14 protein-coding genes are annotated in these 12,757 nt (G+C 58.0%); 12 read left to right on the top strand and 2 right to left on the bottom strand.

Going from position 1 to position 12,757, the window contains the following annotated elements; translation table 11 throughout:
* Positions 1 to 56: 56 nt before the first annotated feature.
* The 12 genes from OQ248_RS27525 to OQ248_RS27470 all read left to right on the top strand — a co-directional run bounded on the left by OQ248_RS27525 (position 57) and on the right by OQ248_RS27470 (position 11,425).
* Positions 57 to 572: an Hcp family type VI secretion system effector gene (locus tag OQ248_RS27525; protein ID WP_008084998.1), complete on the top strand. Its 516-nt coding sequence runs from the start codon at positions 57 to 59 to the stop codon at positions 570 to 572.
* A 111-nt stretch (positions 573 to 683) separates the two neighbouring features.
* The gene (gene tssI / locus OQ248_RS27520; protein ID WP_265814795.1) at positions 684 to 3,179 is read left to right on the top strand and encodes a type VI secretion system tip protein VgrG; all 2,496 of its coding nucleotides are present in this window, start codon (positions 684 to 686) and stop codon (positions 3,177 to 3,179) included.
* A 63-nt stretch (positions 3,180 to 3,242) separates the two neighbouring features.
* The gene (locus OQ248_RS27515) at positions 3,243 to 4,949 is read left to right on the top strand and encodes an alpha/beta hydrolase (RefSeq protein WP_265814794.1); all 1,707 of its coding nucleotides are present in this window, start codon (positions 3,243 to 3,245) and stop codon (positions 4,947 to 4,949) included.
* A 107-nt stretch (positions 4,950 to 5,056) separates the two neighbouring features.
* Positions 5,057 to 6,217, top strand: a complete 1,161-nt coding sequence (locus OQ248_RS27510) for a T6SS immunity protein Tli4 family protein (RefSeq protein ID WP_265814793.1) — start codon at positions 5,057 to 5,059, stop codon at positions 6,215 to 6,217.
* 48 nt (positions 6,218 to 6,265) lie between these two features.
* Positions 6,266 to 6,589, top strand: a complete 324-nt coding sequence (locus OQ248_RS27505) for a hypothetical protein (RefSeq protein WP_265814792.1) — start codon at positions 6,266 to 6,268, stop codon at positions 6,587 to 6,589.
* Between the two features lie 80 nt (positions 6,590 to 6,669).
* On the top strand, positions 6,670 to 6,930 hold the full coding sequence (locus OQ248_RS27500; protein WP_248741312.1) for a PAAR domain-containing protein: 261 nt from the start codon (positions 6,670 to 6,672) through the stop codon (positions 6,928 to 6,930).
* A gap of 89 nt (positions 6,931 to 7,019) precedes the next feature.
* Positions 7,020 to 7,307, top strand: a complete 288-nt coding sequence (locus OQ248_RS29050) for a hypothetical protein (protein ID WP_347710551.1) — start codon at positions 7,020 to 7,022, stop codon at positions 7,305 to 7,307.
* Between the two features lie 120 nt (positions 7,308 to 7,427).
* On the top strand, positions 7,428 to 7,823 hold the full coding sequence (locus OQ248_RS27490) for a hypothetical protein (protein WP_114882430.1): 396 nt from the start codon (positions 7,428 to 7,430) through the stop codon (positions 7,821 to 7,823).
* 248 nt (positions 7,824 to 8,071) lie between these two features.
* Positions 8,072 to 9,124 (top strand): isopenicillin N synthase family oxygenase, encoded by a 1,053-nt coding sequence (locus OQ248_RS27485; protein ID WP_265814791.1) that lies wholly within the window; start codon positions 8,072 to 8,074, stop codon positions 9,122 to 9,124.
* Between the two features lie 26 nt (positions 9,125 to 9,150).
* Positions 9,151 to 9,960 (top strand): MetQ/NlpA family ABC transporter substrate-binding protein, encoded by an 810-nt coding sequence (locus OQ248_RS27480; protein ID WP_265814790.1) that lies wholly within the window; start codon positions 9,151 to 9,153, stop codon positions 9,958 to 9,960.
* Positions 9,957 to 10,757, top strand: a complete 801-nt coding sequence (locus OQ248_RS27475; RefSeq protein ID WP_265814789.1) for an ATP-binding cassette domain-containing protein — start codon at positions 9,957 to 9,959, stop codon at positions 10,755 to 10,757. The genes OQ248_RS27480 and OQ248_RS27475 overlap by 4 nt, the downstream gene beginning before the upstream one ends.
* Positions 10,754 to 11,425: a methionine ABC transporter permease gene (locus tag OQ248_RS27470; RefSeq protein WP_347710550.1), complete on the top strand. Its 672-nt coding sequence runs from the start codon at positions 10,754 to 10,756 to the stop codon at positions 11,423 to 11,425. The genes OQ248_RS27475 and OQ248_RS27470 overlap by 4 nt, the downstream gene beginning before the upstream one ends.
* Before the next feature lie 15 nt (positions 11,426 to 11,440).
* Here OQ248_RS27470 and OQ248_RS27465 read toward each other — a convergent pair whose 3' ends face one another.
* Positions 11,441 to 11,854, bottom strand: coding sequence for a cupin domain-containing protein (locus OQ248_RS27465; RefSeq protein ID WP_265814788.1), 414 nt, complete (start codon positions 11,852 to 11,854; stop codon positions 11,441 to 11,443).
* Positions 11,855 to 11,897: 43 nt separating this feature from the next.
* Entirely contained in the window at positions 11,898 to 12,650 is a 753-nt protein-coding gene (locus OQ248_RS27460; protein WP_265814787.1) for an SDR family oxidoreductase, read from the bottom strand.
* Between the last annotated feature and the right edge of the window lie 107 nt (positions 12,651 to 12,757).

Here is a 12,757-nt window from a genome sequence, read left to right as displayed (position 1 = left end):
GCCTGGACAGGCAATCACGCCGTCCGGTCCTGTCTTTTGAGCAAGGAGAGCATCCCATGGCAACACCCGCGTACATGTCAGTTACCGGCGAAAAACAAGGCCTGATCACTGCCGGCGCCTTCACCGCCGACTCCGTTGGCAACACCTTTCAGGAAGGCCACGAAGACCAGGTCATGGTTCAGGCTTTCACCCACGACGTGATCATCCCGCGTGACCCGCAATCCGGTCAGCCAACCGGTCAGCGCGTGCACAAGCCAGTTGTGATCACCAAGGTCTACGACAAGGCTTCGCCTCTGCTGCAAGCCGCTCTGACCTCCGGCGAGCGCATGAGCGAAATCGTTATCCAGTGGTACCGCACTTCGGCTCAAGGTACCCAAGAGCACTACTACACCACCAAACTGGAAGACGCGATCATCGTCGCCATCAACAACAAAATGCACAACTGCCAGGATCCAGGCAACGCGCACTTCACTCACCTGGAAGAAGTGCAGTTCACCTACCGCAAAATCACCTGGACCCACGAAGTATCCGGTACTTCGGGTTCCGATGACTGGCGTGCTCCAGTCGTCTGATCGTGGAGACGATCACCCTGACCGGCGATAACGGTCAGGGTGTTTTTCGACGGACAAGGTTCGCAGACAGCGTTTTTCGATCCGGCACGTCTTCAACCAGGGAGCAGTTCAATGCGTCAAAGGGACTTGAGGTTTACATTTTCCGTGCTGTCCGGACGCATGGAGTTTGAAGTGGTTGAGTTCACGCTCGAAGAAGCACTTTGTGAACCTTTTCGTCTGACGGTCGAGCTTGCCAGCTTCAGCTCGAACATCGACTTCGGACAAATACTCGACCAACCCGCGCTACTGACAATCTGGCAAGGAAATACGCCGGTTCGTTATGTCCATGGACTGGTCTCCAGCTTCACCCAAGGCAAAACCGGGTTCCGTCGTACCCGGTACCAAGTTGTCGTAGAGCCACAACTGGCAAGATTGGCGCTGAGTTCAGACTGGCGGATATTCCAGCAAAAAAATGTCCCGGAGATCCTGAAGTCCGTGCTGACTGAACACGGGATAATGAACTATGAGCAAAACATCAATGTAGAGCACCTGCCCCGGGAGTATTGCACCCAGACCGGGGACACTGACCTTTATCTCTTTGACAGACTTTCAACCGAAGAAGGTCTTTTTTATTATTTCAAGTTCGATGCCGATACCCACACGCTGATTCATGGCGACAAACTCTATGTGCAAGAACGCGTTCCAGGCGGGCCGGTGCGTTATTCGCCACAGCCAGTGGCGGACGCCGAGCACCCTGGACTCTACACATTCAGCTATACCGAAAGCGTTCGCACCACCGAACAGACGCAACGCGATTACACCTTCAAACGCCCAGTCTATGACCAGCAACATCACCTCATCGGTGAGGACCTGCAGGGCAAGGCGCAAAGCTATGAGCGTTACGACTATCCCGGGCGCTACAAGGTCAGCTCGGCCGGCAGGTTCTTCACTGAAACCCGTCTTCGCGGTCGCCGCCGGGATGCTCACGTAGCAAGGGTGGAAGGTGATGACCCGCGTTTGCTACCCGGTTTTTCATTCCAACTGTCCAATCATCCCAGAGACGATTTCAATCGCTGGTGGCGCTCGATACGCATCACCCATAAGGGGGTGCAACATACCAGTCAGCAGGAGGAGTCGGCTGATACACAAGTGGGGGTCAGTTACGACTTCGTGGCGGAAATCGTCAGCGAGGACACCGAGTGGCGACCGGAACCCATGCCTAGACCCCGAATCGACGGCCCCCAGATTGCAACCGTGGTGGGTCCTGAGGGGGAGGAGATCTATTGCGACGAGTGGGGCAGGGTGAAGGTCCAGTTCCCATGGGATCGGGAAGGCAAGAACAACGAATTCAGTACGTGCTGGATCAGAGTGTCACAGAACTGGGCGGGTGCAGACTGGGGCCACATGGCGATACCGCGCATCGGGCAGGAAGTGATCGTTGACTATCTCGATGGCGATTGCGATCAACCCATTATCACGGGCCGAACTTACCGCGCGACCAACTCGCCTCCTTACAGACTGCCTGATCACAAGATACTCAGCACCATCAAAAGCAAGGAGTACAAGGGTAACCGCGCCAACGAACTGCGAATCGACGATACCACCAAGCAGATAAGTGCGGCCTTGATGAGTGATCACGGCAGCACCGCGCTACATTTGGGCTATCTGACCCATCCACGACCGAATGGCGGCGATCCCAGGGGCGAAGGATTCGAACTGCGCACTGACGAACATGGTGCAGTCCGCGCGGCGAAGGGCTTGTTGCTCAGTACTGAAGAGCAGATCAATGCAAACGGCGGGCACCTGAACCGGGCCACGGCGGTTCAAGTACTGGAAGCTGCACTTCAACTGGCAAAGGAACTGGGCGATTACGCTCAAGAACATCAGGGCATCGATCACGATACCGAGCAGCAAAAGGCACTCAGTGAAGCAGTGCGCGACCTGGGGCATGGCGCCAACGACGAGTCAGGAAAGGCCAACGGTGGAAACCCGGCAATCGCCCTGAGCGGTCAGGCGGGTATCGCGGCGGTTTCCCCCAACTCGCTGACCCTGGCGGCGGGTGGACATATCGATACGGTTGCGCAACAAAATCAACAACTCACCAGTGGACAAAAATTCGTGATCAACGCCGGGGCGGATCTGGGGCTTTTTGCCCAAAGCGGCGAAATGCGCCAGATCACTCATCAAGGGCCGATGCTGCTGCAGGCCCAAAAGGACACCATCCGCCTGGAGGCCGATCAGAGTGTAGAAATCAGCGCTAGCAATCAGCATGTGGTGCTCAGCGCCAAGGAGCACATCACTCTCACCTGCGCAGGCGCTTACCTCACGCTCAAAGGCGGCAACATTGAACTGGGCATGCCAGGCAACTTCATCGTCAAAGCCGGTAAACACAGCCTTGTCGGTCCCGCCCATGCTTCAACGACGTTCAATACCTGGGCGCAGACTCCGTTCAATGAACGCGTGCGCGTGGTGCGTAACGGAAACCCGTTGCCCAACTATCGCTACGCGATGACACGGGCGGACGGCGCGCGAGTGGAGGGTGTGACGGACGGAGATGGCTGGGCTGCCTTGCAGCAGGGGCTGACGACAGAAGGCTACGAGTTCCATCTTCTCGGGCCTGCCGAATGATGCGGCCCAAGCTGACGAATGCTTTTTCAGTCAACATAAAGCACAGAGGCAGGGAGAGCCTGAATGAGTGAACCAACAAGGCCGGTTCCTACCCAAATTGGGCCGGATGGAAATGTCATGGCGCGCGTGACCATGAGTCGCGCTTCCAACCTGACCCGCGCGGAACTCGTCGCACCACCGGATAACGCCATTCCGGTCATTTTCATCCCCGGCATCATGGGCAGCCCCTTGATAGCGACAGGACCAAATGCTCGCTTGATGGGCAACGATAATAACTGGGCCTGGTTTCCCGACGACGCCACGGGGTGGGTGGCCGGCTTAACAAAATGGAAAAGCTACAACACCCTGACGCCCCTTGAACGCAAGCAACTCCTCGACCCGCAACAAACCCGTGCATTCTCGACTCCCGAAGACTCCGATCTGGCCACCGTGACGAAGTTTGTCACCACACTTCCCGTACAGGAGGCGAGAAACCGTGGATGGGGCTCAGTGTCGCTGGATTCCTATGGACCGATCCTGAATTTCCTGGAGGCACAGCTACGATTCATCCTGGCCCAGGATGGCCGCCCTTATCCCGGGATAATGGGAGCATTGCCGCGCGACACCTCTATCTGGGGTGGTCTGAAAGGCTACAGTCCTCTTAAAACAGATGATTTGAAGGCAGCGGCCGAGTTCCGTTACCCGGTTTACGCCGTAGGCTACAACTGGCTCAATTCCAATTCGCAGGCAGCAGACTATCTGGCAGGGCGAATCCGGGCCGTGCTGGAACGATGCCGAAAAGAGCTCAAAGTCAAATGCGAGCACGGTGTAATTCTGGTTACACACTCGATGGGCGGACTGGTTGCCCGCATGTGTGCCAAACGTAATCCAGACCTGATCCAGGGAGTGGTACACGGTGTTCAGCCTGCCATCGGCGCGGGTACCGCTTATCGGCGCGTCCGCGCCGGCTGGGAGGACGTTGCTGGAGCGATAGGACTGGGCGGGACGGGCAAGAAAATCATGCCCATCTTTGCCAATGCTGCCGGCCCATTGGAGCTGCTGCCTAATCAGCGCTATGGGGAAGGATGGCTGCGCGCGACATACGATGGCAAAGAGCTGTTCAAGTTACCGAACGGACCAGACCCCTATACGCAGATTTATCTGAAACAGAATGCTTGGTGGCGATTGATGAATGCTGCCTGGATCAATCCGGTCGGAAATACCACTCAGGCAACGCTGATCAGTGCCTGGAGCAACTACGAAAAAATGCTCGGACAGGCCAAAGCGTTCCACATGGGATTGGGCGACTACTATCACCCGAACAGCTTTGTCCACTTTGGCTCTGACGCCAGCCACCAGGCATTTCACAAGGTCACCTGGAAAATGATCACCGGATACCTTCCTTCAAGCAGGCCAGGTATGCCTCCTACCCCACTGCCTCCCCCGTCCCGTGAACAAGCGATAACTTTGCGCCTTACAGGGGATAACCATGAGGGACGGGCCATGATGACCAACGATGTCGGTGAGGAAAGCTGGATCAACAAGCAAGGCACCGCGGTCATACATAACAGTCGGGGAGATGGTTATACCGCGGACATCCAGGGCCAGGATCAGGCCGGAGATGGCACCGTGCCCGCGCATGCAGCTGAAGACGCGGCGGAGAAGGCCGTGTTTGCCGCGCGCATGACGGGTTTTGACCATCAAGGCTCCTACAAAAACCGAAACGTGCAAAACCTGACGCTCTATTCCGTTCTGCGAATTGGTGCCAACGCCAGGAAGTTACCCGCGTGAACGCTCGGTACTCTCTGGCACGAACTGTCCTTCTTGTTTCGTTACTGGGGGCCCAGACCTTTGGCTGTAGCCAGTTGCATGCCCGCCAGACAGACCGGAGCCATCCGATGAGTGAGTTGACCCGAAACATGCAAAACCATTGTGTCGGCCGGTTGTTGATCGACCTGCCACAAGGCACAACCTGGTCCGCCAACGCCAGCAGTGCACAGATCGGCAACCTGACTGTCGCCGTGACTACAGGCATCAGCCAGGATCAGTATGACGAATTGATCGAGCGCCGGTGGCAAGAGGTGCAGGCCATCAAGAAAGATCAAAACGGCAAGGCCTATCTACAACCGTCCGAGCGCATCACCTCGACCGAAGGGGGCACTCTTTTCGCCTACGAGTTCGAGTACGTCGAAGGTCTGGCCGAAGATGACGAAACGGTGGTCCAGAAACTGTTTCATCAGGCTGAAGGCTACCTTTGGCGAGATGGAAACCTGTTCAGGATATCTCCGTCACTCAATGCAAAGGCTGCTATCAGCCAGCTGTTCCCGCGATTGCACTCACGGGAAGCCGACGAGATTCCCACCAGGCCTGGTCTTTGCCTGAGCCATACGTTCATTGATGGTTACTACGACATTGCCAATGGAGATCAGGAAGAAGTGAGTTGGGGGTTCACACTGCCTCTTGATCTCTCGTTGGTTGTCAGAGAGGCGGCCGTGTGGGAGCCGGGTCAATCCATGCTTGAGCGTCGCCGTGAGGCCGACAAGGAAAGCGCAGGACTGGTCGCGCGCCTGTTGGCCGAACCTGGTGTTGTTGCAGGTCGCAAGGAATACCGGGCAGTTGAACGGATAGTCGGAGAGCTGGCAGGTGAAGAGTACGTCATGGGGGGGACCGAACAGAAAGAACCCCAGGTATTCAAAACCAATATCGGCGGTGAGTGGGCCTATGCCGGGCGCGCAACGCCCACGCCGCTTCCCGGCATCAATCTGGGGATGGACACGACCTATCAGACAACTCGACAACCGGCCTCACTGGGAGCATTTCCTGAGTACGAAGAGACTAACGGAAGACCGACACAAGAACAGTTCTTCGAAGTCTGGGACGCCATCATCGACAGCGTCCGCTTACGCCCATCGGCATTGCTGCCACCTACGGGTGGAGCGCCGCGACCACCTGATCCGGACAAACCAAAGGTTGTCAGCAAAGCCGCAGCAGATGATTATGTCCTGGAAGAGTTCCTGACCAGCTTGCCTTCGTCGCAGAACTGGATGGATAAACTTTGAAGTGATTTCTGAGCCGAAACTCTCGACACATCCAAGGACGGTCATTTTATGCAATCTCCCATCACCGACCCGATTGATGCGGGTCGATCCAGATTGTTGGTCTTTTCCTTTCTCATTGCTTTTTTTGCCGTGATGCTCATGGTGCTGCGCATAGCACAGCAAAACTACATCATGGCCTTGGGTGCGCTTTGGGTAGCAAACGCACTGACCGCCATACTCCATGCCGTGTACTGGGGGCGTCATGGTGTGTCGGGCGGTTTCAAAGCCGCGATTGTGTTCCAGCTCTTATTGACTGTCGCGCCATTGTTTTTCGGCAATCTGGGTATCGCACTTGTATTTTTGATGCTGGGGGGGGAAGTCCATTACTGGTAGCGGCGAAACCAGAACAATCAATCTGCGAACAAACTTTTGGCAGGCACTATCCACCCTGTCGACGACATCAAGGATCTGACATGGATATCATTCGTCTAGGCGACTCCACCAGCCATGGCGGTACCGTAATTGAGGCGTTCAACAACACCGATCTGAACGGCAAGCCTATTGCTGGCGTGGGCCACAATGTCGACTGTCCTCAATGCAAAGGGAAATTTCCGATTTCGGAGGGCAGCGCTACGCTTGATGTCGGCGGAGTTCCCGTCGCGCTGCACGGCATGAAGACTGAATGTGGCGCTAGCCTGATTGCGAGCAACCCCAAAGGGGATGCCGATAAGTAAACGATGCAACTTGACTTGCGTTCCGCTAATAGCACCCTCACATGGGGGAATATTCATTTTTTACATCTATGAAAGTTAACGATCTGGTATTGCCCGACGCTTACATCGTCTTCGCTTCCAGATATCAAGCGTCAGGCGGGTTTTGTAATCTCCGGCTCAAGGATGAGCTGTACTCCTTTGGTAACGGGCTGGAAACCGAGCTTACCCAGATCTACAACGACGAATCTGAACTGACTGCAAAATCTCAGAGGCTCAAGGAAGACTTTGTGGCCGATGGTTACACCGTCGATGGTGTGCCCATCGCGCTCGATGGCATGAAAACCGCCTGCGGTGCAGCGTTGATCGCCAGTGGACCCAAAGGGGCCGTGGTGAGCTGAATCCATGCATGTGCATTGATTGCCGTCTCCCATGACGCGGACTTTTCGGCGCGTCATTTCAACAAAACCCGCCTCACCCAAACTAGAGCTCAAAACTCTCCACCATTTAAAGGAATAAATATGAAGACCGCTTCTTTGATTCTCGCTATGGCAGCCGCGTTTGGCACCCACTCGCTCGCCCACGCCGAAGGCCAGGACGCCGCCACCCTGAAAGGGATTTACGACAACGGTCGCAACATGTCAGGCCTGATCAAAAGCTGTGTCGACAAGGGATTCCTGAAAGCGGACAGCACCGAGAACGCCAACAAGATGGCCGCATTCGTGGGCAACATGCCTGGCGATTTCGACAAGCGTGACGGCGACAAGAACGAACAGTCTGGCCGTAAAGGCGAAGTGTTCACGGATGGGGAATACAAGAGCCTGGAAAGCAACCTGCCGCCGAACCTCACACTCAAACAATGGTGCGAGCAAGCGGATCAGGGCATGCGCGAAGGGCTGAAGCGCGTCGGTCTGTAGCCGTCAGCCGATTCAGGACCGACTGCAACGGCAAGTCGATTGCCGCAGTCGGTCTTCAGGTCAGTTGAGCCCCCGATAGACAGGCCTAAGCTAATGCAAAAAAGATATTTGTTCGGAGTTTTATATATCGTTTAGTTTTGATTCACAGACGAATCAAAGCATCAAACCGATAGACCTCCCGATTGCCATGACGGCACACGCTGAATCGATCACAGGCTCTTCAGGTTTGATTCACACGGGAGTGAATCATGCCGCATACCTCAGACATCACCGCATTACCCATCCTCGACCTGTCCCAGCTCGACGGTACACCGCAGCAGCGCCAAACCTTTCTCGATGAGTTGCGCCACGCTGCTCGCGATGTCGGCTTTTTCTACCTGACCGGCCATGGCATCGACGCCAGCCTGCTCAAGCAAGTGCAGGACCACGCCCGGCAATTCTTCGCCTTGCCCGACAGTGAAAAAGCCGCTGTTGGGATGATCAATTCGCCGCATTTTCGCGGTTACAACCGCGCCGCTTCGGAGATCACTCGCGGCCAGCCGGATCAACGTGAACAGTTCGATCTGGGTGCCGAGCGTGAGGTTTTGCCGCTGACGGCTGACAGTCCGCTGTGGGCGCGTCTGCAAGGTCCGAATCAATGGCCGCAGGCGTTGCCGCAACTCAAACCGTTGCTGCTCGATTGGCAGCAGGCGATGACCCAAATGTCGCTGCGCCTGCTGCGCGCTTTCGCCCAGGCACTCGCGTTGCCGGAGAACGCCTTCGACCGGTTGTACGGCGACAAACCCAACGAACACATCAAGCTGATGCGCTATCCGGGCCAGTCCTCGACGGCGAGCAATCAAGGCGTCGGCGCGCACAAGGATTCCGGTTTCCTCAGCTTCCTGCTGCAAGACCAGCTCGCCGGTCTGCAAGTGGAGATCGAAGAGGGGCGCTGGATCGATGCGCTGCCACGGGACAACAGCCTGGTGGTCAACATCGGCGAGTTGCTGGAACTGGCCACCAACGGTTACCTGCGCGCCACGGTGCATCGCGTGGTCTCGCCGCCGGCGGGCAGCGAGCGTTTGTCCATCGCGTTTTTCCTCGGTGCGCAACTCGACGCGGTGGTGCCGCTGTACCCGCTGCCGGCGGTGTTGCTGCGCGAAGCGCGGGGCCCGGCGAGTGATCCGCTCAATCCGCTGTTCCGCGATGTCGGCTGGAATTACCTCAAGGGCCGGCTGCGTTCGCACCCTGATGTGGCGCGTCGCTTCTATGCCGACGCCTTGCTGCCCGAAACAGCGGCTCGCAAGACCGCCAACGCCTGATCCAACACTCGCGAAAGGACTATCTCATGCTGAAAAAAGCAGGTTTGACCCTGGCCGTTCTTGGCGCTCTGGTAAGTGCCTCTGGTGCTCAGGCACTGGAGCCGTTACGGGTCGCGGCAGACCCCGTACCCCACGCGCAGATCCTCGCGTACATCCAGAAAATCGATCCGCAACTGAACCTCAAGGTAATCGAAATCCCCCAGGGCGTGAACTCCAACGAGCTGCTGGTGCACGGCGATGTGGACGCCAACTACTTCCAGCATCTGCCGTACCTGCAATCCCAGGAAAAGGCCCTCGGCGAAAAACTCGCAGTGGCCGCCACGGTGCACATCGAACCGCTGGGCATCTATTCCCATCGCCACAAAACCTTCGCCCAGGTACCGGACAAGGGCACTGTCGCGGTGCCCAACAACGTCACCAACTTGAGCCGTGCGCTGTACCTGTTGCAGGATAACGGCCTGATCAAACTCAAGCCCGGTTTCAATGACCCGGCAGCCGATCAGGCAACGCCCAAGGACATTGCTGAAAACCCGAAACACCTGAAGATCCTCGAAATCGAATCGCCGCAGCTGCCCCGCGCACTGGACGATGTGGATCTGGCGGTGATCAACGGCAACTATGCGCTGGAAGCCGGGCTGGTGCCGGCCAGGGATGCGCTCGGTCTGGAGAAGGCCGAGCACAACCCTTACGCCAATATTCTGGTGACCACGCCAAAACTGGAAAACGATCCGCGCATCCAGCAACTGGCCAGGGACCTGACTTCGCCGCAAGTGGCCAAGTACATCGCCGAGAGCTTCAAGGGCTCGGTGATCCCGGTGGCGGATGCCAAGCCATGATCGTCGTCGAGCGGTTGAGCAAGACTTACCCGTCGGCGTCGACACCGGCGCTGGATCAGGTATCGCTGAGTATTCCCGATGGTGCGATCTACGGGATTCTCGGGCGCAGTGGCGCGGGAAAATCGACGTTGCTGCGCTGTCTCAATCTGCTCGAACGCCCGGACTCCGGGCGGATTCTGCTGGACGGCGAAGACCTCACTGCACTGTCCGACAGTGAACTGCGCCGCCAGCGTCAGCGCATCGGCATGATCTTTCAGGGCTTCAACCTGCTGCATTCGCGCAACGTGTTCGACAACGTCGCGGTGCCGCTGGAAATTGCTAAGGTCGCGAAACCACAGCGCCATGAACGGGTGCGGGAACTGCTGGATCTGGTGGGCCTGAACGACAAGGCTGAAGCCTTTCCTTCTCAACTTTCGGGTGGACAAAAGCAGCGGGTCGGGATTGCCCGGGCCCTGGCGGCTCGGCCCGCGTATCTGCTGTCGGACGAAGCGACCAGCGCGCTCGATCCGGAAACCACCGCGTCGATTCTGGAGCTGCTGCGCGACATCAATCGTCAGCTCGGACTGACCATCGTGCTGATCACTCATGAACTGGACGTGGTGCGCTCGATCTGCAATCACGCCGCGTCCATGGCCAACGGAAAACTGGTGGAGGCGGGCCCGGTCGCCAGACTGCTCGCCGACCCACAGTCCTCACTCGGCGCGTCACTGCGGCCCAGTTGCGGTTTGCCGCTGGGGCACGACGCGCCGGGCCTGAGTTTTCTACGGCAATACGGCGTACGGGCGGCCCACTCATGAACCGCGTGATCGACTGGAATGAAATCCTGCAACTGGTGCTCAACGCCACCGGCGAAACCCTTTACATGGTGCTGCTCGCCGGGCTGTTCACATTGTTGATCGGACTACCTCTGGGGGTGTTGCTGTTCATCAGCCGCCGTCAGGGTTTGTACCCGCTGCCCCGGATCAATCAGGCACTGGGCGCGGTGATCAACCTCGGGCGTTCGCTGCCGTTTGTGGTGATGCTGATTGCCCTGATCCCGCTGACCCGTCTGGTGGTTGGCACCACGTTGGGCAGCACGGCCGCCGTAGTGCCGATCACCATCGGTGCCTTTCCGTTTTTTGCGCGGATCGTCGAGAACGCACTGGACGAAGTCGAAAAGGGCCGCATCGAAGCGATCCTCGCCATGGGCGGTGATATCCGCCATGTGATTTTCAAAGTGCTGCTGCCCGAAGCGCTGCCGGCCTTGTTGGCGGGCGTCACTCTGACGCTGGTGATGCTGATCGGATTTTCCTCCATGGCTGGAGTGATTGGTGGCGGGGGATTGGGCGATCTGGCCATCCGTTACGGCTATCAGCGGTTCAATAATGAAGTGATGGTCGCCACTGTGGTGGTGCTGGTCCTGCTCGTCCAGGGCGTGCAGAGCCTGGGCGACCGGCTGGTGCGGTCGCTGGCTCATCGACGTTGACCGTTGGCTGCGGCGTTACTTTTTGAGGGGCGTGACGAGCGCCGTCTCGTCGGTGTCGAGAACGAACACCGCCAACAGGCGCGCAGGTTCGGTGTCGCTGGCGTTGGCGCTCACCAGATGCACGGAACCCGGCTCCTCGACGAAGTTTTCGCCGACGTGGTAGATCTTTTCCGGCTCGCCTTTGACCTTGATGCGAAACGAACCTTCCAGCACCGTGGCGTAGATGAAGGCGGTCTTCGGATGGGTATGGGACGGCGACGCGGCCCCGGGCCCGTATTCGACGACCACCCCTCGCATGCTTTTGCCGGGGAGGTTGGGGATCGGTCGATCAAACACCACCGAGACCTTGCCGGCGGGGGGCTCGGCGGCCGAAGCTGCGCTGATCGACAGCGCTGCGAATACGGCAGTCAGAAAAAATCGAATAACCATGATGTGTCTCCTTGGCAGACAGGGAAGGGAATGACGCGAACGGCTATCGCGCTGTCGACCGAGCGATCCAGTCTTCAAATCGGATGGCACCCAGGCGCGAGTGCTTGCCGGTGACCAGCGATTGATCGTCGAGCAACGTCCCGTAGTAGCGTGCGTGCACGTCCGGTACGACCTTGCGGTTGTCCTGGATCGCCTGCAGAAAGCGTCGGACCAGTTCGTCCAGCGGCAGCGCCTCGGGCCCGCCGACATCGACCGAACCGTTGAGCGGAGCAGCCAGAACGACGTCGAGCAACGCGGCTACCACGTCGTCAGAGGCAATCGGCTGAATCAGCGCTGGCGGCACACGAAGTTCATCTGCGACGGCAAAGGATTCAGCGATACCAGCGACAAACTCGAAAAACTGCGTAGCCCGCAGGATTGAGTAAGGGCGGCCGGACGCCTTGATCAGGTTTTCCTGGGCTACCTTGGCGCGCATGTAGCCGGCCTCGGGCAATCGTTCACAACCGACAATCGACAGCGCGACGTGATGGCGCACCCCGGCAGCCGTTTCGGCCGCCAGCAGGTTTCGGCTCGAGGTCTCGAAGAAGTCGAGGACGGCTTGATCTTCCCAGGACGGCGCGTTCGCGACGTCGACCACCACATCGGTGCCGTCCATCGCGGCCGCCAGTCCTACGCGGGTGATGCTGTTGACGCCCGTGCTCGGGCTGGCGGCGAGCACGTCATGGCCGCGCTCGCGCAGAAGGGTCACCAGTTTCGAGCCGATGAGGCCGGAGCCTCCGATAACGACGATCTTCATGGGTCTCTCTCCTCGATGACGCCAACCATTGGCGCCCCTGGAATGAAGAGTGCCGCTGCGAGGGAGGGAAGTCCTTGTGGCGGTCTTGGGTTTGCCTTGTCGAACTC

The sequence above is a fragment of the Pseudomonas sp. COW5 genome (assembly GCF_026240005.1).
GTDB classification, from domain to species: Bacteria; Pseudomonadota; Gammaproteobacteria; order Pseudomonadales; family Pseudomonadaceae; genus Aquipseudomonas; species Aquipseudomonas kribbensis.
The sequence above is the reverse complement of the archived record's forward strand: the minus strand, read 5'-3'. Positions and strand labels throughout refer to the sequence as shown.